The organism is Micromonospora sp. CPCC 206171 (genome assembly GCF_036906755.1).
GTDB classification, from domain to species: Bacteria; Actinomycetota; Actinomycetes; order Mycobacteriales; family Micromonosporaceae; genus Micromonospora; species Micromonospora purpureochromogenes.
Genome location: NZ_JBAKHT010000006.1, coordinates 113913 through 133507, shown reverse-complemented (window position 1 = coordinate 133507; position 19595 = coordinate 113913). Strand labels below are relative to the sequence as shown.

General features: G+C 75.8%; 22 protein-coding genes. 18 read left to right on the top strand and 4 right to left on the bottom strand.

The window, feature by feature from the left end; all coding sequences use genetic code 11:
- Window positions 1-36 precede the first annotated feature (36 nt).
- The gene (locus V6U89_RS10330; protein WP_334570602.1) at window positions 37-1161 is read right to left on the bottom strand and encodes an FUSC family protein; all 1125 of its coding nucleotides are present in this window, start codon (window positions 1159-1161) and stop codon (window positions 37-39) included.
- Window positions 1162-1324: 163 nt separating this feature from the next.
- On the opposite strand from V6U89_RS10330, the gene V6U89_RS10325 reads away from it, so the two are divergent.
- On the top strand, window positions 1325-2263 hold the full coding sequence (locus V6U89_RS10325; protein WP_334570601.1) for an AraC family transcriptional regulator: 939 nt from the start codon (window positions 1325-1327) through the stop codon (window positions 2261-2263).
- 96 nt (window positions 2264-2359) lie between these two features.
- On the opposite strand, the gene V6U89_RS10320 is transcribed toward V6U89_RS10325, so the two are convergent.
- On the bottom strand, window positions 2360-2989 hold the full coding sequence (locus V6U89_RS10320; RefSeq protein WP_334570599.1) for a TetR/AcrR family transcriptional regulator: 630 nt from the start codon (window positions 2987-2989) through the stop codon (window positions 2360-2362).
- Window positions 2990-3056: 67 nt separating this feature from the next.
- Here V6U89_RS10320 and V6U89_RS10315 point away from each other — a divergent pair, with 67 nt between their 5' ends.
- On the top strand, window positions 3057-4217 hold the full coding sequence (locus tag V6U89_RS10315) for an FAD-dependent oxidoreductase (RefSeq protein ID WP_334570597.1): 1161 nt from the start codon (window positions 3057-3059) through the stop codon (window positions 4215-4217).
- A 52-nt stretch (window positions 4218-4269) separates the two neighbouring features.
- Here the strand turns inward: V6U89_RS10315 and V6U89_RS10310 are convergent, their stop codons facing one another.
- Complete coding sequence (locus V6U89_RS10310) at window positions 4270-4488, bottom strand: hypothetical protein (RefSeq protein ID WP_334570596.1); 219 nt, start codon at window positions 4486-4488, stop codon at window positions 4270-4272.
- Window positions 4489-4591: 103 nt separating this feature from the next.
- On the opposite strand from V6U89_RS10310, the gene V6U89_RS10305 reads away from it, so the two are divergent.
- The 16 genes from V6U89_RS10305 (at window position 4592) to V6U89_RS10230 (ending at window position 19093) form a co-directional block, all read left to right on the top strand.
- Window positions 4592-5392 (top strand): LppM family (lipo)protein, encoded by an 801-nt coding sequence (locus V6U89_RS10305; RefSeq protein WP_334570595.1) that lies wholly within the window; start codon window positions 4592-4594, stop codon window positions 5390-5392.
- A gap of 118 nt (window positions 5393-5510) precedes the next feature.
- On the top strand, window positions 5511-5858 hold the full coding sequence (locus V6U89_RS10300; protein WP_334570594.1) for a hypothetical protein: 348 nt from the start codon (window positions 5511-5513) through the stop codon (window positions 5856-5858).
- 14 nt (window positions 5859-5872) lie between these two features.
- A complete protein-coding gene (locus V6U89_RS10295; protein ID WP_334570593.1) occupies window positions 5873-6481 on the top strand; it encodes a glycine zipper family protein in 609 nt (202 codons plus the stop codon).
- On the top strand, window positions 6478-7173 hold the full coding sequence (locus tag V6U89_RS10290) for a carboxypeptidase-like regulatory domain-containing protein (RefSeq protein WP_334570591.1): 696 nt from the start codon (window positions 6478-6480) through the stop codon (window positions 7171-7173). The genes V6U89_RS10295 and V6U89_RS10290 overlap by 4 nt, the downstream gene beginning before the upstream one ends.
- A gap of 29 nt (window positions 7174-7202) precedes the next feature.
- On the top strand, window positions 7203-8441 hold the full coding sequence (locus V6U89_RS10285; protein WP_334570590.1) for a phage tail sheath family protein: 1239 nt from the start codon (window positions 7203-7205) through the stop codon (window positions 8439-8441).
- A gap of 1 nt (window position 8442) precedes the next feature.
- The gene (locus V6U89_RS10280; RefSeq protein WP_088961616.1) at window positions 8443-8928 is read left to right on the top strand and encodes a phage tail protein; all 486 of its coding nucleotides are present in this window, start codon (window positions 8443-8445) and stop codon (window positions 8926-8928) included.
- Window positions 8900-10465: a hypothetical protein gene (locus tag V6U89_RS10275; protein WP_334570589.1), complete on the top strand. Its 1566-nt coding sequence runs from the start codon at window positions 8900-8902 to the stop codon at window positions 10463-10465. Before V6U89_RS10280 ends, V6U89_RS10275 begins: the two co-directional genes overlap by 29 nt.
- Window positions 10465-11217: a CIS tube protein gene (locus V6U89_RS10270; protein ID WP_334570588.1), complete on the top strand. Its 753-nt coding sequence runs from the start codon at window positions 10465-10467 to the stop codon at window positions 11215-11217. Before V6U89_RS10275 ends, V6U89_RS10270 begins: the two co-directional genes overlap by 1 nt.
- Window positions 11214-12791 carry a phage baseplate assembly protein V gene (locus tag V6U89_RS10265; RefSeq protein ID WP_334570587.1) on the top strand — a complete coding sequence of 526 codons (1578 nt, stop codon included), beginning with the start codon at window positions 11214-11216 and terminating at the stop codon, window positions 12789-12791. The genes V6U89_RS10270 and V6U89_RS10265 overlap by 4 nt, the downstream gene beginning before the upstream one ends.
- Window positions 12791-13129, top strand: a complete 339-nt coding sequence (locus V6U89_RS10260; RefSeq protein ID WP_179805387.1) for a hypothetical protein — start codon at window positions 12791-12793, stop codon at window positions 13127-13129. The genes V6U89_RS10265 and V6U89_RS10260 overlap by 1 nt, the downstream gene beginning before the upstream one ends.
- Window positions 13126-13584: a GPW/gp25 family protein gene (locus tag V6U89_RS10255; RefSeq protein WP_334570585.1), complete on the top strand. Its 459-nt coding sequence runs from the start codon at window positions 13126-13128 to the stop codon at window positions 13582-13584. Before V6U89_RS10260 ends, V6U89_RS10255 begins: the two co-directional genes overlap by 4 nt.
- On the top strand, window positions 13581-16202 hold the full coding sequence (locus V6U89_RS10250; protein ID WP_334570582.1) for a putative baseplate assembly protein: 2622 nt from the start codon (window positions 13581-13583) through the stop codon (window positions 16200-16202). Before V6U89_RS10255 ends, V6U89_RS10250 begins: the two co-directional genes overlap by 4 nt.
- Window positions 16183-16833, top strand: coding sequence for a phage tail protein (locus tag V6U89_RS10245; RefSeq protein WP_334570581.1), 651 nt, complete (start codon window positions 16183-16185; stop codon window positions 16831-16833). The genes V6U89_RS10250 and V6U89_RS10245 overlap by 20 nt, the downstream gene beginning before the upstream one ends.
- Entirely contained in the window at window positions 16830-17765 is a 936-nt protein-coding gene (locus tag V6U89_RS10240) for a hypothetical protein (protein WP_334570580.1), read from the top strand. The genes V6U89_RS10245 and V6U89_RS10240 overlap by 4 nt, the downstream gene beginning before the upstream one ends.
- Window positions 17762-18214 carry a hypothetical protein gene (locus V6U89_RS10235; RefSeq protein WP_334570579.1) on the top strand — a complete coding sequence of 151 codons (453 nt, stop codon included), beginning with the start codon at window positions 17762-17764 and terminating at the stop codon, window positions 18212-18214. The genes V6U89_RS10240 and V6U89_RS10235 overlap by 4 nt, the downstream gene beginning before the upstream one ends.
- Window positions 18215-18337: 123 nt before the next feature.
- Entirely contained in the window at window positions 18338-19093 is a 756-nt protein-coding gene (locus tag V6U89_RS10230; protein WP_334570575.1) for a hypothetical protein, read from the top strand.
- A gap of 116 nt (window positions 19094-19209) precedes the next feature.
- On the opposite strand, the gene V6U89_RS10225 is transcribed toward V6U89_RS10230, so the two are convergent.
- Window positions 19210-19476 carry a TIM barrel protein gene (locus V6U89_RS10225; protein ID WP_334570573.1) on the bottom strand — a complete coding sequence of 89 codons (267 nt, stop codon included), beginning with the start codon at window positions 19474-19476 and terminating at the stop codon, window positions 19210-19212.
- Between the last annotated feature and the right edge of the window lie 119 nt (window positions 19477-19595).

Sequence of the window (19595 nt, the reverse complement as noted above, 5' to 3'; positions counted from 1 at the left end):
GACCACAAGCCAGATGCGCTCCTTACCACATGGTGGTCAGAGCGCGGGCAGCCCGAGCGCCTCGTCGACCCGGGCCAGCACCGCCGCGTCGTCGTCGGCCCGTACGCCCCGCAGCAGGTCGATGGCGGTGGCCCGGACCTGCCCGACGATCATCGCCAGGGGCAGGGTCTGGCCGGGGGTGAAGAGCCGCCCGGCGACGCGTACCGCCGTCAGGGCGGCGGCCTCGGCGCGGGCCGCGTGCCGGTCGCCGGCCTCCTCCGCGCCGTCGAGGTCGGCGGCGAGCGCCTCGCCCGCCGCCCGGACCGCCTCGGCCAGGTCCCGCAGGGCCGCGCCCAGCTCGGGCGGCACCGGGGTGGGCAGCCGGTTGAACGTCACGCCGGCCCGGGCGAGGACCCGCACGTTGCGGACCGCGTAGTCGAGCTGGCCGACCGTGGCGTCGACGGTACGCAGCCGGCCGATGTGCCGCCGGCGCCGGACGTTGAGCCGGACCGCCTCGCCGGCGGCGAGCACCGCCGTGCGCAGCCGCTCCACCGCCGCGTCGAGATGGCGGGCCCGGTCCAGGGCGGCCAGCGCGGCGGGCTCGTCCCGGGCGTCGAGGGCCGCGGCGACCTCGTCCAGCACCTCGGCCATCCCCTGGTAGGTGCGGCGGAACTCGGCGACCAGCGGGGCGAGCGGCCGCCGGGCGTCGATCAGCTGGCTGGCCACCACCGCCACCCCGCCACCGATCAGCGCGTCGACGAACCGGAACGGCACCAGCGACTCGGTCGGTGGCGAGACCACCACCAGGTAGAGGGCGGAGACCGCGGCCTGCACCACGGCGACCGTGCTCGCCCCGACCGCCACCGCGAGCGCGATGGTGAGCAGGATGACCGTGAACACCGTCCAGCTGGTGCGCGGGCCGAGCGCCTGCACCACCAGGTCGGCGACGAGGACGCCGGCGGCGACCCCGAGCAGCACCTCGACCGCCCGGCGGACCCGCTGGCCCCGGGCCTGGCCGAGCACGATCAGCGCGGCGGCGGGGGCGAAGAACGGCTGCGGGTGGCCGACCAGCCGGGTGGCCAGGATCCACGCCACCGTCGCGGCCAGGGTCGTCTCGACCACCGGCAGCCAGCCCTGCCGCAGCCGCCCGGCGGCTTCCCGGAACCAGCCCCACCGGACCATCGCCGCCCCCTCGCCCCGTTCGGGCCCCACCGTAGCCCGGCCGGCGGGTCAGGGCCGCCAGGCCCCGGCCGCCTCCGCCGCGTACGCCCGAACGCCGCGCGCCGGTGAGACGCTCGATGATTCACCCTCGTGCGGGCATACGTGGGCGTCTACGCTCGCCACCGTGGATCTCCTGACCGGTCTGCTCGACGGCCCCCGCGCCCGGGGCGCGTTCCTGCTCCGCTCGCTGCTGGACCCGCCGTTCGCGCTGCGGATCTCCGACCGCGCGCCGCTGACCGTGGTGGCCGTGGTGCGCGGCACCGCCTGGGTGCTGCCCGACGACAGCTCCGCCGAGCTGCTGCACCCCGGGGACGTGGCGGTGCTGCGCGGCCCGGACGCGTACACCGTCGCCGACGACCCGACCACCGCGCCGCAGGTGGTGATCCACCCCGGCCAGCGGTGCACCACGCTGCGCGGCGAGCCGCTGACCACCACCCCGGCGGCCGGGGTGCGCACCTGGGGCACCGGCACGCCAGGCAAGACGGCGCTGCTGACCGGGACGTACCAGTTGCCGGGCGAGGTCGACCGGCGGCTGCTCGCCGCGCTGCCCGCGCTGCTGGTGGTCCGGGCCGACGAGTGGCACAGCCCGCTGGTCGGGCTGCTCGCCGACGAGGTGGTGCGGGACTCCCCCGGCCAGGAGGCCGTCCTCGACCGGCTGCTCGACCTGCTGCTGATCGCCGTGCTGCGGACCTGGTTCGACCGGCCCGGTGCCACCCCCTCCTGGTACGCGGCGGCGGCCGACCCGGTGGTCGGACCGGCCCTGCGCCTGCTGCGCGACGATCCGGCGCGCCCCTGGACGGTGGCGTCGCTGGCCGCCGAGGTCGGGGTGTCCCGGGCCGCGCTGGCCCGCCGCTTCACCGAGCTGGTCGGCGAGCCGCCGATGGCCTACCTGACCGGCTGGCGGCTGAGCCTCGCGGCGGACCTGCTGCGCGAACCCGACGCCACCCTCGGCGCCGTCGCCCGCCGGGTCGGCTACGGCAGCCCGTTCGCGCTGAGCACCGCCTTCCGCCGGGTACGCGGCATCAGCCCCCGCGACCACCGCACCCGCACCCCGGTCAGCTGACCGAACTCACCACCGGGCCGTCGCTCCCCGAGGATTGTCGAGGCGACCCGACCGTCATGGCCGTCCGAGGACGGGTCATCCGGCCGGGCGAACAGGTCAGGTGCCGGTGAAGGCGCGGAGCAGGGCGCGGATGGCGGAGCGCAGGTCCTCGCGGCTCTCCGGGCTGCCGGGCGGCGGCGCGCTGAGCGCGCCCGCGCCGACGAGGCGGTCGAAGAGCAACCCGTCGACGAAGGCGACGAACTGGTCGCCCTGCCGCCGTGGGTCCGCCGCGCCGGCGCCGGCCAGCAGCGCCCGGGCCTGCTCGCGCAGCACGGTGCCGTGCGCCAGGATCGGCCGCAGCTCGGGTCGGTGCACGGCCTCCAGCAGGCAGGCGTAGCGGGCGAGACTGCGGTCCCGCCCGTCGGTGAGCCAACGGTCCAGCACCTGCGCCGTGGCCACCGCGAGGTGGTCGAGGTCGGCCGGGGTGAGCCGCGGCGGCGGCCCGGGGGGCGGCGCGTCGGTGGGCAGCTCGCGGTCGGTCAGGTCGGCGCGGTCCAGGTCGACCAGGCGGCGTACCACCGCCTCGATCAGCGCCTGCCGGGTCCGCAGGTACGCCGACGTGGTGCCGACCGGCACCCCGGCCCGGGCGTCGACGGCCCGGTGGGTCAACGCCCGCATCCCGCCCTCGGCGAGCAGCGCGATGGCCGCGTCGGCCAACGCCGCCACCCGCGCGGACCGATCGTTCATCCGGCCTCCTCGTCGGTGTTCTACGGCTGTAGTATGAACTTCTACAGCTGTAGAAGGGGCGGTCGGGATGGACGGACACGCGGTGGTGGTCGGCGGCGGGATCGGCGGCCTGACCGCCGCCCTCGCCCTGCACCGGACGGGCTGGCGGGTCACCGTGCTCGAACGGGCGCCGGAACTCGGCGAGGTGGGCGCCGGGCTGACCCTGATGTCCAACGCGCTGCGTGGGCTGGACGCGCTCGGCGTCGGCGCGGCCGTCCGCGCGCACGGCCGGACCGAGGCCCCCGGCGGGCTGCGCACCCGGAGCGGACGCTGGCTGTCCCGGGTCGACGGCGCCGACCTGACCCGGCAGCTCGGCACCGCTGCCCTCGGCGTCCACCGGGGCAGGCTGCACGGCGTCCTGCGCGACGCCCTGCCGGCGGCCGCGCTGCGCACCGACGCCGAGGTGGTCGACGTGACAACCGGCCCGGACGGCGCCCGGGTGCACCACCGCTGGCGCGGGGAGCCCGCCGAACTCGCCGCCGACCTGGTGGTGGGCGCCGACGGGCTACGCTCGGCCGTGCGGTCCCGGCTCTGGCCGGAGCACCCGGGGCCGACGTACAGCGGGACGACGGCGTGGCGGGCGGCGATCCGCTGGGACGGCCCGCTGCCGACCGCGGTCAGCTGGGGCCCGGGTGCCGAGTTCGGCATGGTCCCGCTCGGCACCGACCAGGTCTACTGGTACGCCGCGGTGACCGCTCCACCCGGCGGGCGGGCCCCCGACGAGCTGGCCGCCGTGCGGGAGCGCTTCGGCGACTGGCACGAGCCGGTCCCGGCGCTGCTCGCCGCCACCCGGCCCGAGCAGGTGCTGCGGCACGACCTGCACCACCTGGGCACCCCACTGCCGTCCTACGTGCGCGGCCGGGTGGCGCTGCTGGGCGACGCGGCGCACGCGATGACCCCGTTCCTCGGTCAGGGCGCCTGCCAGGCGATCGAGGACGCGGTCACGCTCGGCGCGGCCTGCGCCGGCGGGCCGGCACACCTCGGCGCCGCGCTCGACCGGTACGACCGGGAGCGCCGCCCGCGCAGCCAGGCGGTGGCCCGGGCCTCGGCCCGCGCCGGCCGCTTCGGCCAGCAGCTGCGCCACCCGGTGGCGGTGGCGCTCCGCGACACCCTGATCCGGCTCACCCCGTCCCGCGTCGCGCTGCGCCAGGCGGCCCGGTACGCCGACTGGCACCCGCCCCGCGACTGAGCGGACCGCCCCCGACCTCGACCGATCCGGCGGCCTGAACCGGGCCCGGCGGTCAGTGACCGGCGGCGGCCAGGCCGGCGTGTTCGGGCGAGGCCGAAAAGCGGGTCAGCACCGCGACGATGCCGGGGGTGTCCGGGCGACCGTCGAACACCTCGCCGGGCGGGACGAAGAGGATCTCCGTCCACCCTGGCCTGATCCCGTCGCCCACCTGCCCTGCCACAGCAGCTGAAATTGGATCGGACCAACCCTTCAGAATATCGATCGCGCCCATTTACGGCGTCAGCCGAAAGGGAGAACCGGCCGGTAAGATCGGTGACACCGTTGTGACTGATCGCTGACTGCGGATAGTGAGGGCGATCACACACACTGCTGGCATGAATACGGGACTCGACCGCGACAGGGCATTCCGCCTCGCGGTGTGTCTCGCCCTGGTGGCGATGCTCACCGGGTGCATGCAGTTCAACATCGGCCTGACCGTCAACGCCGACGACACGATCGACGGGCAACTGCTGCTGACCGCCGAGAAACGGGTGTTGACCAGCAAGAACAGGACGGTCCAGGTCGGCTTCGCCGAGCTGCGGCAGAACATCCCGTCGTTGCCGGCCGGCGAGGAACGCGTCTATGAGGACGAGCGCTACTACGGTTCCCAGATCACCTACCACCGCACTCCGCTGAAGGAATTCACCAGCGACAGCGTGAAACTGGTCCGGGACGGGGACCTCTACCGGTTCAACCTCTCGCTCGACCCGAAGAAATACGGCGGAAAACTGGCCGAGCAGGACCCCCGGAACCAGGCCGCGTTCATGCAGTTGATGTCGTTCGAGATTTCCGTGACCTTTCCCGCTCGCGTGATCGACACCAACGGCACGGTCACCGGTCGCTCGGTCACCTGGAAGGTGGGCTCCAACCGCGACAAGCCGACCGAGCTGCGGGCGGTGGCCGAGGCGCCGGCGCAGCCCTCGCCGTCCGCCAGCGCCGCCGCCACGGGCGGGGACAGCGACGGCGGGTTCCCCTGGCTCCTGGTCGTCGGGGCCGCGGTCGTCCTGCTCCTGGTCGGCGGGGTCGTCGCCGTACTCCTGCTGCGCCGGCGCGGGCGTCCCGCGACCGCCGCGACGACGCCGACGGGTCCGGCCGGCACGCCGGCACCGCCGGCGGAGCATCCGGGGCCGGTCTGACCCGCCTCGGGTCGGACCGCGCCACCACCCCGGGCGGCCGGCCCGGGCCCGCCCGACCGGTCGCCGTACCTCACCACCACCACACCACCCTCCCGGCACCACCCGAAGGGAGATCGCCGTGAACGATCTCTTCACCTGGCCCGCCCTCGGCAGCCTCACCGGCGCGAGCGCGGCCACCCTGCTCACCGCCAACGTCGTCGGCGGCCTGCTCGGACCCGCGGGCGACAAGGCCCGCAAATGGATCGCGTTGGGCGTCGCCCTGGCGCTGTCCTACCTGACCGCGGCGTTCGCCACGGACGCCGGCGCCGAGAAGTGGATCATCGCCTTCTTCAACGGGCTGATCATCTTCTCCGCCGCCCTCGGCATCAACCAACTGCCGCCGGGCAACCGGCAGGCGACGCAGGCGTCGCCGAGCCGGATCGCCCAGGGCGGTGGCGAGCCCCGCTACATCCGATCCTGGGTCTGAGAGAGGTGAGCGTCATGGTCTTCGGAATCATCAGCGCCGCCGTCCACATCGTCCTCGGCGCCGCGCTCGGCGGCTGGGCCGGCGGCACCCTCGGCCTGCTGATCGGCGCGGTCGCGGGGCTGCTCGTCGGCGCCCCGTTCGGCTGGGCGGTCGCCTCCGCCCGGGTGTACGGCCCCGACGCCCGCGGCGTCTGGCTCTTCCTCGTGGACCACACCTGGAGCCTGCTGAACACCGCCGTCGGCGCGGTCTACCTCGCCGTACACCTGATCTTCGGCCACCAGCTGAACCGGACCACCTCGCAGCACAGCTGCCGGGTCGACGTCGTGGAGGGCGTCTCCCCGCGGTACGCCACCACCATCGGCACCGTCTGCGCCGGCTCCAGCCCCGGCATCCAGCGGCACGAGGACGTGCACATCTTCCAGGGCCGGCTGCTCGGCCCGCTCTACATCCCGCTGGTGCTGCTCAACTACGTGCTCTTCACCATCGCCCCGGTCTGGTTGCTCTGGCACGACCACACCAACGCGCCGATCAACGCCTTCACCCGGTACTTCGAGATCGGCGTCTACCCGCACGTCTGGAACGAGGCCATCGCGTACCGGATCCAGGGAAGCCCGCCGCGATGACCGACGACGGGCGTGGACCGGTCGAGGCGGCCACCGCCGACCTGGCGGCGTGGCTGGCCACCGCCGCGGGCGAGGTCGTCCCGGTCGGCCCGCCCGCCGACGGCGAACCCGCCGACGGGCTGACGGTCTGGCCGCTGGAGCTGCGGCCCGGCCGGCAGACCCGCGGCACCGGCAACCGGGAGCCGTACCGCTTCACGGTCCGCTACCTGCTCAGCGCCGCCGGCCCGGCGGCGCTGCCCCGGCTGGACCGGGTGCTCGCCGCCGCAGTCGTCGACGGGGAGCCGGAGGTGCTGCTGGAGGCCGGCGACCCGGAGCTGTGGCGGGCGTTCGGCGTGCCGCCCCGGCCGGCACTGCTGATCGACGTACCCGCGCAGGTGGCCCGGCCACTGCCGGCGGCACCGCCGGTGCTGCACCCGCTGCGGCTGCGGCAGCTGCCGATGCGCACCCTGGACGGCCGGGTGGTCGGCCCGCAGGAGCAGCCCCTCGCGGCGATGCGGGTCGAACTGGTCGGCACCGCGCAGGCCACCCAGACCGACCCGGCCGGCCGGTTCCGGCTCACCGGCGTGCCGGACGACCCCGAGCAGCCCGGCCCGGTCCGACTGCGCCTGGTCGGCCGCGGCCACACCCTCACCGCCGACGTCGATCCCGCCGACACCGACCTCGTCATCGTCTGCGAACCCCCGGCCCGCTGACCCGGACCGCCCCCGCACCAGGAGGACCGATGCCCAACTACTTCTCCCCCGGCATCTACGTCGAGGAGGTGCCGAGCGGGGCCCACCCGATCGGGCCGGTCGGCATGAGCACCGCCGCGTTCGTCGGCATCGCCCCGGACCGCGGCGCCCACGTGGACCGCGCGATGCCGGTCAACAGCTGGTCGGAGTTCCTGCGGCTCTACGCCGGCGGCGAACGCCCGGAGAGCACCCCGCTGGCCCGCGCCGTCTTCGGCTTCCTCGACAACGGCGGCACCCGGTGCTGGGTGGTCAACGTCGGCGAGGGCGGCCAGCTCACCGGCGGCGGCCAGCGCCGCGCCGGCCTGCAACTGCTGGAGGCCGTCGACGAGGTGTCCATCCTCGCCGCCCCCGGCTTCCACGACCCGGTCTCGCACGAGGCGCTGCTGAGCATGGCCGAGCGGCTGCGCACCATGGTGGCGATCTGCGACCCGCCCCCGGGCATCGACGACATCTCGGCGCTGACCCGGGTCGCCACCCCCAGCTCCGCCCGGGCCCCCCGCGCCGCCGACGGCAAACCCGCCGAGGGTACGGCGAAGCCGGCCGACGACGACGGCGGCACCACCGCGTACCGGCCCCGGCAGTCGGACTTCGGCACCTGCTACTTCCCCTGGCTGCGGGTGCGCGACCCGATCAGCGGCGAGCTGGTGCTCACCCCGCCGAGCGGGCACATGGCCGGCATCTGGGCCCGCACCGACGGGCTGCGCGGGGTGCACAAGGCCCCGGCCAACGAGCCGGTACGCGGCGCCGTCGACCTGGAGTACCTGGTCACCCGCCCGGAGCATGACGTGCTCAACCCCAAGGGCGTCAACGTGATCCGCTACTTCGCCGGCGAGGGCATCCGGGTGTGGGGCGCCCGTACGCTCGCCGCCGAGGCCAGCGAGTGGCGCTACCTCAACGTGCGGCGGCTCTCCATCTCCATCGAGCAGGCCATCGCCAACGGCACCCGGTGGATGGTCTTCGAGCCGAACGACTTCTCGCTGTGGCGCTCCATCCGGCGCGACATCGGCGCCTTCCTCACCCGGGTCTGGCGCGACGGCGCCCTGCTCGGGCGTACGCCGGAGGAGGCGTTCTTCGTCAAGTGCGACGAGGAGACCAACCCGGCGGACGTGCGCGACGCCGGCATGGTGGTCGCCCACATCGGCATCGCGGTGGTCAAGCCCGCGGAGTTCGTGGTGTTCAAGCTCAGCCAGTGGGCCGGTGGCACCGAGACCGAGACGATCGGAGGCTGACATGACGACCCCCGCCACGCCGCAACCGGGCGCGCCGGTCGACCCGTACCGGGCCTACAACTTCAAGCTGCTCATCAACGGCATCACCAACGGGCACTTCACCGAGGTCAGCGGCCTGGAGGTGACGATCGCCCGGCGGGCGTACCGGGAGGCCGGCAACGACCGGATCCGGGCCGTACCCGGCCAGGTCGACTACGCCCCGGTGACCCTGCACTTCGGGCTCACCTCCTCCCGCGAGCTGTGGGACTGGGTGCAGGCCGCGGCCCGGGGAACGGTGAACCGCCGCAACGTCTCGGTGGTGCTGCTCGACGCCGCCGGCACCAGCGAGGCGCTGCGCTGGAACATGATCAACGCGTGGCCGATGCGGTGGCGGGGCGCGCACCTGCACACCCTCTCCCAGGAGATCGCCATCGAGGCGCTCACCCTGGCGTACGAGGGCCTGGAGCTGGAGTCGGGCAGTGCCGCCGCCGCGCCCAGGACCGCGTAACTGGCTGGCCCGGCGGCTCCGGGACGCCGCCGACGCGGTCGAGCGGTGGGAGCCCGCCCCGACCGCCGGTGGCTCGCCGGCCGGGACGACACCGGACCGGTCGCCGGCCGAGGCCGGGCCACCGGCGCAGGCGACGCCGGGCCTGCCCGGGGCAGGGCCGGAGGTGCCGCCGGTCGAGGCGACGCGGGACGTGCCGCGCCGGCCGGGCCAGCCGCCGCAGCACTGGCTGCGCCTGGTCGCCGCGCACGCCCCCGGCCTGCTGCGCGGCCTGGACGTCGACCCGGACGCCTTTCCGGACGCCGGACCGTCGACGGCTGCGCGCGGCCGGCCGGGCGGGCCCGCCGACGGGGTAGCTGGCAACCGGCCGCCCGCCCGCTCCGGTACGCCGGCGCTGCCCCCGGCCGGTCCGCTCCGGCCGTCGTCGGGCGCGGCCGCGGGCTCCTGGCCCGGCAACCCGGACGGCTCGTCGCCCCGCGCCGACACCACCGTGGACCCGTGGCCCAGTGACCCCAGCACAGGCGTGGGCTCCTGGCCCGGCGATCCCGGCACGGGCGTGGGCGGCAGCCGCGCAGCCGGACCGAGTTCTGCGGCCGCCGGCAGGTTGCCCGGGGTTCCCGATCCGAGCGGCCGGCCGGGCGCTGCCGGGCCGGACTCCCGGCCGGGACCGCCGCACGCGCATTCCTGGCCCGGTCGGCCGGAACACCACCGGTCCCGACAATCTGAGCGACGGGTCGGGCAGCCGGCCGACGTCGACCGGTCGCCGGGGCATGGCGCCGGCGCTCACCCGGGGCCGGCAGCCTGGCGGATCCGTCCGGCGGTACCCGGCCCCGCCGCCGGATTCAGCGACCTGTCGCACACCGGGCCGGGCGACGGCGGCGTCCATCGGCACCGGGACGCACTGCCGCCGGCCGGTCCCGGTGAGCCCCGCGTCGACCGGGTCGACCAGTCCGGGCCGCCGGCCGGCCAGATCCCGGCGACCGCATCCGCCGAGAGCACGACAGCCGATGGGCGGGCGAGCACCACCACCGGCCCGGCGCACCGACGAGGCACGACCGGCGGAGACGGCTTCGGTGCCCTCCGCTTCCCCGCCTCCTGGTCCCTGCCGACGGGAGCGCGGGCAGCCACCGGCCACCCCGGACCGCCGGTCGGCCCCGGGGCGGGTCGGGCGCCCGAGGCGTACCCCGGTGACCCCGCCCGGACGGCCGAGCACCCCGGCATCGCCGCACCGGCGCGCACCGGCCTCGACAACGGATCGTGGTCCGCCGACCGGTGGCCGGCGGCACAGCCCGGCAGCGGGTGGCCCGGCACCGTCACGCCCACCCCGGCACCCGACCCGTGGCCCGTCCTGCCGGACGGGCCGGCGCGGGACGACGCCGGGGGCGTACCCCCGACGGGAGCGACCACGACGGGGCCGGCGGGGCGGTGGGCCGGGGATCCGTGGCCGGCACTGCCCGACGACCCGGCATGGCGGCCGGCCACCGGCGACGCCGACGGTGAGCGGCTGCGCCGCCTCGACCACGAGCAGCGGGGGGCCTGATGGAACGGGTGGCCTTCCTGGTGGACTCCTCCGGCGTCCGGGTGGACTGCCTGCTCAACCCGGAGACCGTGCAGGTGACCCGGCTGGCCGGGGTACGCCCGCGCGGCGTCGGCGACGGGCAGCTCACCGGCGCCGGCCTCGCCGACGACCCGCTGGTCTTCACCGGCGGCGGCCGCACCGAACTGGTGCTCGACCTGCTCTTCGACACGGACCTGGTGGACGCGCCGACCCGCCCGGAGGACGTGCGCGCCCTCACCCGTCCACTGTGGATGCTGGCGGAGAACTCGGCCACCGCGCACGGCTGGCTGCGGCCGCCGCTGGTCCGGCTGGTCTGGGGCAAGACCTGGAACGTCCCCGGCGTGATCGTCGCGATCGCCGAACGGTTCGACGCGTTCACCCTGACCGGCTCGCCCCGGCGGTCCTGGCTGCGGCTGAAGCTGGTGCGGGTGGCGGAGTCCGCCGACGAGGCCCAGGAGGGCTTCGACGAGGAGCTGGCCGCCGCCACCACCCCGGTGGCCGCGCCCGGTTCGGCGGTGGTGGCCGCCGGGGACGGTTCCGCCGTGCCGGGGTACTCCGGGGTCCGCTTCGACCTGCTCGCCCACGACGCGCTCGGCTCGCCGCTGCGGTGGCGGCTGCTGGCCGAGCACAACCGGATCACCGATCCGCTGACCGTGCCGGCCGGCACCGCCCTCGCGGTGCCCCCGCTGACCGCCGCCACCACCACCCCGACCCCGCCGGGGGGTACGCCGTGACCGCCTGGCCGACCGTGCTGCTCGAAGGGGTACCGCTGGACGGGCGCCGGCTCCGGTCGGTGCGGATCGCCGGGCGCCTGGACCAGCCGACCCAGTGCGAGATCGGCTACGCCGCCGGCCCCGGCCCCGCCGCGCTGGACCTCGGCCCGGGCCCGACGGTGCCGACCGGCGCGAGGCTCGACGTCCGGCTGGCCGACGCCGGCCTGTTCACCGGGGAGGTGACCTGCGTCGAGGTGGAGTACGCCGCCGACGGCGCCGCGCTGGTCCGGCTGCGTGGCTACCAGTCGCTGCACCGGCTGCGCAAGCGGCAGCAGTTGCGGGTGTTCGAGTCGGTGACCGCCGCCGACCTGGCCCGGGACCTCTGCGCCGGGGTGGGCCTGGACGTCGACGCCGAGCAGGACGGTCCGCGCCTGGAGCGCGTGCTCCAGCACCGGCACAGCGACCTCGACCTGCTGCTGGAGGTGGCCGGCCGGGCCGGGCTGCACCTCGCCGACGACGAGGACCGGCTGCGGTTGGTCACCCTGGACGGGCACGGCGAACCCGTCACCCTGACCCTCGGCCGCACCCTGCACTCGCTGCGGATCGCGGCCAACCTGGACCGGGCCGCCGGGCAGAGCGCGGCCCTGGGCTGGCATCCGCAGCGCGCCGAGCCGATCAGCCAGCGGGCCGACGCGGCGCGCACCGGCCGGCGCATCCCGCTCGACCCGGACCCGGCCGCCGTCGGCGCGGACGGGGTGCGCACCGCGGTGGACCAGCCCGGCCGCAGCGACGACGAGCTGGCCGCGATCGCCCAGGCCGGCCTGGACGCCCGGGTGGCCGCGCTGGTCACCGCCGAGGGGGTCGCCGAGGGTGACCCGGCGCTGCGGCCCGGCCGCCGCGTCGAGCTGGCCGGGATCGCCGACCCGGTCGCCGGGGTGTACGTACTGACCGAGGTGGTGCACACCATCGACGCCAACGGCCACCTGACCCGGTTCAGCACCGTCCCGCCGCCCGCCCCGGCACCCGCCCCGGTCGCCGGTGCGGTGGTCACCCTCGGCACGGTCACCGACGTCGACGACCCGGACCGGCTCGGCCGGGTCCGGCTCACCCTCCCCGCCTACGGGGACCTGGACGCCGGCTGGCTGGCCGTGCTCTGCCCCGGCGCCGGGGCCGGCAAGGGGATCGTGGCGCTGCCCGACCCGGAGGACACCGTGCTGGTGGCGCTGCCCGGGGGCGAACCGGCCGCCGGGATCGTCCTCGGCTCGCTCTTCGGCGCGGTCGAGCCGTACGACGCGGGCATCGCCGACGGGCGGTCCGGCCGGTGGTCGGTGCGGACCGGCAGCGGCCAGACGATCGTGGTGGACGACGCGGCGCGCAGCCTGAAGCTCGCCACCGACACCGGCAGCTTCCTGGAGCTGACACCGGAGCTGACCACCCTGCACGCCGCCACCGACCTGGTGCTCTCCGCGCCGGGCCGGGCGATGGTGGTACGCGCCCGCAGCGTCGACTTCCTGCACGCCGACACGACCGAGGACGCGCCGACCGCGCGGGAGCGGGCCGCCGCGCTCGCCCGGCAGAGCTCAGGAGGCCGCTGATGCGCTGGATCCACCTGCAATCCGTGATCACCTGCGACCACGACGGGCGGGTGACCAACCGGGCGTCGCAGCGCTGGGTGACCGTCACCGGCGTACCGGTGCTGGTCGACGACGACCCGCAGGGGCGGGACATCGTGGCCTGCCCGAACTACGGGCCGACGGTGAAGCCCTGCACGAAGACGCTGCCGGTGCGGGTCGGCTACAGCGACTGGCTGCGCGTCGACGGGCACCGGATCGTCCTGTCGCACCTGGACGGGCTCACCGACGGCACCCCGCCGGGCCTGGTCCACCACACCGTCCGCGACCCGCGCCAGAGCCTGGTGGAGGCGGACCGATGAGGGCCTTCCGCTTCGTCGGCGCCGGCTTCGACGCCGGCCGCTCCGGGGGTCTGGCGTTGACCGCGGCCGGCGGGCTCGCGATGACCGAGGGCGACGAGACGGTACGCCAGGCGCTGTACCTGCTGCTCTCCACCACCCCGGGCGAGCGGCTGATGCGCCCCGGGTACGGCTCCCGGCTGCACCGGCTGGTCTTCGCGCCCAACGACGACACCACCGCCGGCCTGGCCATCCACTATGTCCGGCAGGCGATCCGGCGCTGGGAGCCACGCGTCGAGGTGATCGACGTCGACGCCGGACCGGACCGGGACGAGGAGTGGCGGCTGGTGATCCGGCTCGACTACCGGGTCCGGGCCAGCCTCTCCCCCGGCCAGCTGGTCTTCTCCGTCGACCTGCTCCCCGACGACGAGGAGACCGACGGGCCGGTCCGCGACCACGCCGAGGGGGATCTGTCATGACACTGCCCGTGCCGCACCTCGACGACCGTGCCTTCCTCGACCTCGTCGCCGAGGCCCGGGAGCGGATCCGGCAGTCCTGTCCGGCCTGGACGGACCTGTCCGCGCACGACCCGGGTATCGCCCTGGTGGAGGCGTTCGCGCACCTCACCGAGGTGATGATCTACCGGCTGAACCAGCTGCCGGAGAAGGCGTACGTGCAGTTCCTCAACCTGCTCGGGGTGGCCCGGCACGCCCCGTCGGCGGCCTGGGCGGACGTGCGGTTCACCCGTACCGGCGGCGAGCACGGCGCGGTGCGCATCCCCGCCGGCACCCGGGTCGCCGCGGCGCGTGGCGCCGACCCGAGACCGGTCGTCTTCGTCACCACCGAGCCGGCGACGCTGGCCGCCGGGCAGTCCGAGGCGACCGTGCGGATGCACCACTGCGAGCCGGTCGAGGCGGAGCTGCTCGGCACCGGCACCGGGCAGCCGGGGCAGGCGCTGCGGGCCGCCCGGGCGCCGCTGGCCCGGACGGCGGAGCCGCTGGACCTGCTGCTCGGGGTGGAGGTGCCGCCGGGCTCGGTGGAGCTGGGCGCGGCCGCCCGGGAGCACGAGGGACGGACGTACGAGATCTGGCGGCCGGTGGACAGCTTCGCCGGGGTCGGCCCGCAGGCCAAGGTGTATCTGGTGGACCGCTGCTCGGGGGTGGTCACCTTCGCCCCCGCCCTGGACCTGCGCCCGTCCGGCGACGGGCCGGCCGGGGTGGCGGCGGCCGGGGCGGCCGGTTCCGGACTGGTGACGGTGGCCGCGGTGCCGCCGGCCGGGGCGGGGATCCGACTCTGGTACCGGGCCGGCGGCGGGCGCACCGGCAACGTCGCCGCCGGCACGCTGACCAGCCTGCGCGACCCGCTGCCCGGGGTACGCGCGGACAACCCGGAGCCGGCCAGCGGCGGGCGGGACATGGAGACGCTGGACTCGGCGCTGGTCCGCGGGCCGTACGAGTTCTTCGCCCAGCAGCGGGCGGTGACCGCCCGGGACTTCGAGATCCTCGCCGCCGGCTCCGGGGCGGTGGCCCGGGCGCGCGCCTTCACCCGGGCCGCGGTCTACAGCTTCGCCCGGCCGGGCGAGGTCGAGGTGGTGCTGGTGCCGTACGTGCCGGACGAGGCGCGCCCCGGCGGCCGGCTGCCGGTGTCGGTGCTGCGCGAGCACGAGGTGGAGGAGGCGCGCCGCCGGGTCGAGGCGGACCTGGACCGCCGCCGCGCCCTCGGCACGAGCTGCCGGGCCGGTTGGGCCCGCTACAAGGCGGTCTCCATCCGGGCCCGGGTGGTGGTGCGCCGGGAGGAGGACGCCGAGGCGGTACGGCGGCGCATCCACGACCGGCTGCACCAGACGCTGAGCCCGCTGCCCACCACGCTGAACCCGGCCGGCTGGGCGTTCGGCGAGCCGCTGCGGGCCTCCAACGTCTACCGAATGCTGGAGCACGCCGAGCCGGGTGTGCGCTACGTGGAATCGGTGCGGTTCGTGGTCGACGAGGCCCCCGACGCCGAGGTCCGCACCCTCGCCGTGGACCAGTACCAGGCCCGCACCTGGTACGCGGGCCGTGGCGAGGTGCTGTTCCGCTCCACCAACGCCGGTGCGGGCTGGGAGCCGGCCGGCCGGTTCGAGGGCGAGACGGTGGTGCGGGTGTCCCCCGCCCCCGCCCCGGTACGCCCCGGCGTGACCGCCCGCCCCGGCTCGGTGGCCGCGGTGACCGTCCGGGCCGCCGGTGGCTCCCGGGTGCACCTGAGCACCGACCTCGGCGAGAACTGGTCGCTCCTGACCGACCTGGATTCCCGCATCTCCGACGTGGCGTGGATCGACCGGGACGGCGCGGGCGCGCTGCTGCTGGCCACCGACACCGGCCTGTACGAGGTCTCCCTGCTGCCCGGCTCGGTGCCGTTGCAGATCCTGGTCGACCCGGCCGACGCCGACCGCGGCTTCTACGCCGTGCGCGCCTTCGTCTCGGAGCGGGGCGCGCCCGGGGTGGCGGTCGCCGCGCAGGCCGGGTTCGGGGTCTACCTCTCCACCGCCGCCGGCCGCCCGGGCAGCTTCACCCACGTGGGCCTGGCCAACGTGGACAACCGGGTCCTCGCCGTGCAGTACGACGGCCCGGCCACCCTGCTCTGGTCGGGCGCCGGCGAGCCGGACCCGAAGAAGCCCGGGCAGGGCTGCCACCGCACCCGGCTGTTCGAGTCGGACGTGAAGTGGCAGTCGGTGCAGGCCGGCTGGATCGGCGGCACCTGCCGCGACCTGGCCTTCGCCGGCACCCTCGCGCTGGCCGCCACCCAGAGCGGCGGGGTGGTGCGACTGGACACCCTCGCCGCGCAGCCGCAGTGGCAGCCGGTGATGGTCAACTGCGGGCTGCCGCTGCGGGACCGGTCCCGGTTCGTACCGGTCGACGCGATCGCCGCCACCGGCGGCACCGACCGGCTGGTCCTGGCCGGCGGCGAGCGCGGGGTGTACCGCAGCGGCAACGCCGTGGACTGGACGCCCAGCGCCAACCAGGCCACCGCCGACGTGGTGACCGTCCCCGACACCTGGCTGCTCTGCTCCGGCGAGCACGACATCGAGGTGGTGCGGCAGGATGCGCCGAGCGGCGATTGAGCGGCTGCTGCCCGCCGCGTACCAGCGGGCCAGCGTCCCCGGCAGCGTGCTGTTCGCGCTGCTGGAAACGATGGAGGCGCTGCACGCCCCGGACGAGGCGGTGCTCGCCGACGTCGACGCGCTGTTCGCCCCGTACCGGGCGCCGGACGGGTTCGTCGGGTACCTGACCCGGTGGGTGGCGATGGACCACGTGCTCGCCTCGCCCCGCCCGGACGCGCCGCTGGCGCTGCCGGTGGGGCGGCTGCGGGACCTGGTGGCGCACGGCGCGCACCTGGCCCGCTGGCGGGGCACCCCGTACGGGATGCGGAGCGCCCTGGAACTGGCCACCGGGGTGACCGGCTTCGTGCTGGACGAACCGGTCGACCGCCCCTTCCACCTGGTGGTCCGGGTGCCGCCGGCCGCCGCCGGCTCGCTCGACCTGATCAGCCGGATCGTGGCCGCGGAGAAGCCGGCCGCGGTCACCGCCGAGGTCGTCCTGCTCGGCGACGCCGCACCCGCCGAGCCGCCGGCCGCCCCCGAACCGCCCGTCGACCCGCCGCCGCTGCCCACCGGGCCGGCCGTCGGCCGGGCCGCCGTCCCACCCCCACGCACCCTTCCACCTCCGGGACCGTCCGCAGAGGAGCCGTCATGACCACCGAATGGGCCGTCGTCGCCGCCGCCGAGCAGTTCACCCTCGACACCGGCAACCACGGCGAACTCACCTTCACCGTCTCGAACCCCGGCGCCGCCCCGGACACCGTGGTCTTCGACGTCGCCCCCGGGGAGGGCAGCCAGCGGTCCTGGTTCACCGTCGCCGAACCGCAGCGGGTGGTACCCGGCCAGGGGTCGGTCTCCTTCCTGGTCCGCCTCGCCGTGCCGCCCGGCACCGCGCCCCGCCGCTACGACATGACCGGCTTCGCCTACTCGGCGAACACCGCGCCCGAGGAGAGTTCCCGCTCCAGCGGCCGGGTGACGTACGAGGTCCGCGCCGTCGCCCCGCCCCGCCGCGCCCCCTGGCCGTGGATCGCCGCGGCCGTGGCGCTGGTGCTGCTGGTCGGGGCGGTGGTGGGCTGGCTGGTGACCCGGCCGGAGGACGCCCCCGCCCCGGGCGAGCCGCAGGTGGTCACGCTGGAGGCGGAGAGTCTGGTGGCGCAGGCAAAGGTGGAGTCGCCGACCGGCGCCGCGGCGAAGGTGGTGGTCCAGCCGAACTGCTGCGGGGTCACCTGGTCGCAGGACCGGCAGCTGTTCTTCCAGGGCCTGGCGGTCGGCGACCAGGTCACGATGACCGTCGACCTGCCGAAGGACGCCGTCTGGCGGTTCTCCGCCGCCCGCACCACCTCGTTCGACTACGCCAACACCATCTTCCAGATCGACGGCATCCAGGTCGGCGGGACCTTCCTCGGCTTCACCCCGAAGGTGGTCCGCACCGACTTCGAGGACGTCGGCACGCTGCGGCTCGGCAAGGGGCCGCACCAGGTGACCCTGGTGGCGGTGAGCAAGACGCAGGCCTTCGACCGGTACTTCGCCGGGATCGACCAGATCCGGTTCACCGAGGTCGGCGGGGCGGCGGCGGCCCGGCGATGAGCGGGCGACGCAAGCTGCTGCTGGTGGGGCTGGCCGTCCTGCTGGTGGTGCTCTTCGTGGTGGCCGTCGGCGCGGGTCGGGGCGACCGGGGCGGCCCGGACGACGACGGCGCCGTCCGCTGGCTGGGCCGGCTGGTCGGCGACAGCGCCACGGTCGACCCGGCGACGGTGCGGGCCGGCTGCGACCGTACCGGGGACACCCTCGCCGTGGTCGGCGCCTGCGTGCTGCGCGTCGCCGACCCGGACGGGCTGCGCACCCTGGTGCTGCGTAGCCCGGGCCGGTTCCGGGTCACCGCGCCGGCGCCCCGGGACGCCGGCTTCACCGTGGACGACGAGGTGGAGCCGGGCGAGGACGGCACGGCGGTGGCGAAGGTCGCCGTCGACCGGGCCAGCGAGATCACCGTCGGCTGTGCGGGAGGTGTGGCGTGCGCGGTCACGATCGGATCCTGAGCCGCCGGGCGGCCGGCCGTCACCGGCCCCCGCGGTCGCCCCGCCGGGCCCGCCCGGTCCCGGCGGCCCGGCGGGAGCGGATGGTCGCCGTCCGGGTCAGGTACGTCCGCGAGGAGGCCCGTCGTGGGTGAGCTGCGCAAGCCGTTCCTGCTGCTGGCGCTGCTGGCCGTGGCCCTGGTGGTCGGGGTGGAGCTGGGCTCGTCGCTGCTCACCGGCGGCGGGGACGCGGGCGGCTCGCTGCGGGCCAGCGCGCAGGACCTGGGGGTGGACGTCGGCGAGGTGGGCCGGGTCGACGAGCCCTCCGGTCGGGGCACCGGCTACCTGGCGCTGATCGACGTGGTGGCGCTCTGGACGACGGGGCTGTTCTGCCTGAGCCTGGTGGTGCCGGATCGGGTCCAGGGGCGGGTGCAGGGCGTGGCGACGCTGGTCTTCTCGATCGTGCTGATCCTGGTGTCGCTGCTGATGCTGGTGCTCGCCTTCGTGGAGCTGTCCATCATGGTCTCGCTCTTCCTGGCCGCGCCCTTCGGCACGCTGGCGTACCTGGCGCTGTGGGGTTTCTTCCCGGTCGGCGAGGCGAGCCTGCTGCTCGGCCTGGTGCTGCTGCTCAAGCTGGTCTGGGTGGTGCTGCTGCTGCTCGCCCAGCCCCGCTTCCTGCAGAACAAGGGGCTGGTGCTGCTGGCGCTGACCACGCTGCTCTGCACGGTGCTGCTGGAGTTCCTGCACAACCTGGTGCCGGTCGTCGTGGTGAGCATCCTCGACGACGTGGGCGCGCTGGTCTTCGCGGTGGTCGCGATCGTCTGGGGCCTGGTCCTCCTGATCGGCTCGATCCCCGCCATCGTCAAGGCCGTCCGGGTAACCGCCGCCCTCCCCACCCGCTGACCCCCACCTCCACCCCACCCCCTCGCCCGCTCTTTCCGAGAAAGAGTGGCCATTCCCCGCGGAATAGCCACTCTTTCCGTGAAAGCGCCCGGCAGAGGACGGGGGGTGAGGGGGTTTTAGAGGAGGTGGGTGCGGGGGGCGGTGATGGCGGCGGCGAGGATCTCGGGGCCGGGGCGGGACCAGAGGTCGGCCTGGAAGACCTCCACCTCGACCGGGCCGGTGTAGCCGGCCGCGTCGACCGCCTGCCACAGCCGGCGCAGCTCGACGCAGCCCTCCCCGGGCAGGGCCCGGCCGAGCAGCACCCCCTCGGGCAGCGGGGTCAACCGGTCCGCCACCTGGAACGCGGCGATCCGCGCGCCGGCGCGGGCGATCTGCTCGTGCACGGCTCAGGCAGGCGCTTTCTAGCAGTCGTAGGCGGCGGCCCGCAGCACAGGCAAGGGCTTTCCTGGCACCCGTACGGTAGCCTGTGCCCGACCGCGGGGCGCGGGACCGAGGCGGGCAG

Bases quoted from the DNA above. Each gene is read 5' to 3' on its own strand.
- V6U89_RS10280 (WP_088961616.1), top strand. From the start codon at position 8,443: ATGACGACCCCCGCCACGCCGCAACCGGGCGCGCCGGTCGACCCGTAC.
- V6U89_RS10255 (WP_334570585.1), top strand. From the start codon at position 13,126: ATGAGGGCCTTCCGCTTCGTCGGCGCCGGCTTCGACGCCGGCCGCTCC.
- V6U89_RS10295 (WP_334570593.1), top strand. From the start codon at position 5,873: ATGGTCTTCGGAATCATCAGCGCCGCCGTCCACATCGTCCTCGGCGCC.
- V6U89_RS10285 (WP_334570590.1), top strand. From the start codon at position 7,203: ATGCCCAACTACTTCTCCCCCGGCATCTACGTCGAGGAGGTGCCGAGC.
- V6U89_RS10250 (WP_334570582.1), top strand. From the start codon at position 13,581: ATGACACTGCCCGTGCCGCACCTCGACGACCGTGCCTTCCTCGACCTC.
- V6U89_RS10315 (WP_334570597.1), top strand. From the start codon at position 3,057: ATGGACGGACACGCGGTGGTGGTCGGCGGCGGGATCGGCGGCCTGACC.
- V6U89_RS10260 (WP_179805387.1), top strand. From the start codon at position 12,791: ATGCGCTGGATCCACCTGCAATCCGTGATCACCTGCGACCACGACGGG.
- V6U89_RS10320 (WP_334570599.1), bottom strand. From the start codon at position 2,989: ATGAACGATCGGTCCGCGCGGGTGGCGGCGTTGGCCGACGCGGCCATC.
- V6U89_RS10270 (WP_334570588.1), top strand. From the start codon at position 10,465: ATGGAACGGGTGGCCTTCCTGGTGGACTCCTCCGGCGTCCGGGTGGAC.
- V6U89_RS10330 (WP_334570602.1), bottom strand. From the start codon at position 1,161: ATGGTCCGGTGGGGCTGGTTCCGGGAAGCCGCCGGGCGGCTGCGGCAG.
- V6U89_RS10235 (WP_334570579.1), top strand. From the start codon at position 17,762: ATGAGCGGGCGACGCAAGCTGCTGCTGGTGGGGCTGGCCGTCCTGCTG.
- V6U89_RS10290 (WP_334570591.1), top strand. From the start codon at position 6,478: ATGACCGACGACGGGCGTGGACCGGTCGAGGCGGCCACCGCCGACCTG.
- V6U89_RS10245 (WP_334570581.1), top strand. From the start codon at position 16,183: ATGCGCCGAGCGGCGATTGAGCGGCTGCTGCCCGCCGCGTACCAGCGG.
- V6U89_RS10240 (WP_334570580.1), top strand. From the start codon at position 16,830: ATGACCACCGAATGGGCCGTCGTCGCCGCCGCCGAGCAGTTCACCCTC.
- V6U89_RS10310 (WP_334570596.1), bottom strand. From the start codon at position 4,488: ATGGGCGCGATCGATATTCTGAAGGGTTGGTCCGATCCAATTTCAGCT.
- V6U89_RS10305 (WP_334570595.1), top strand. From the start codon at position 4,592: ATGAATACGGGACTCGACCGCGACAGGGCATTCCGCCTCGCGGTGTGT.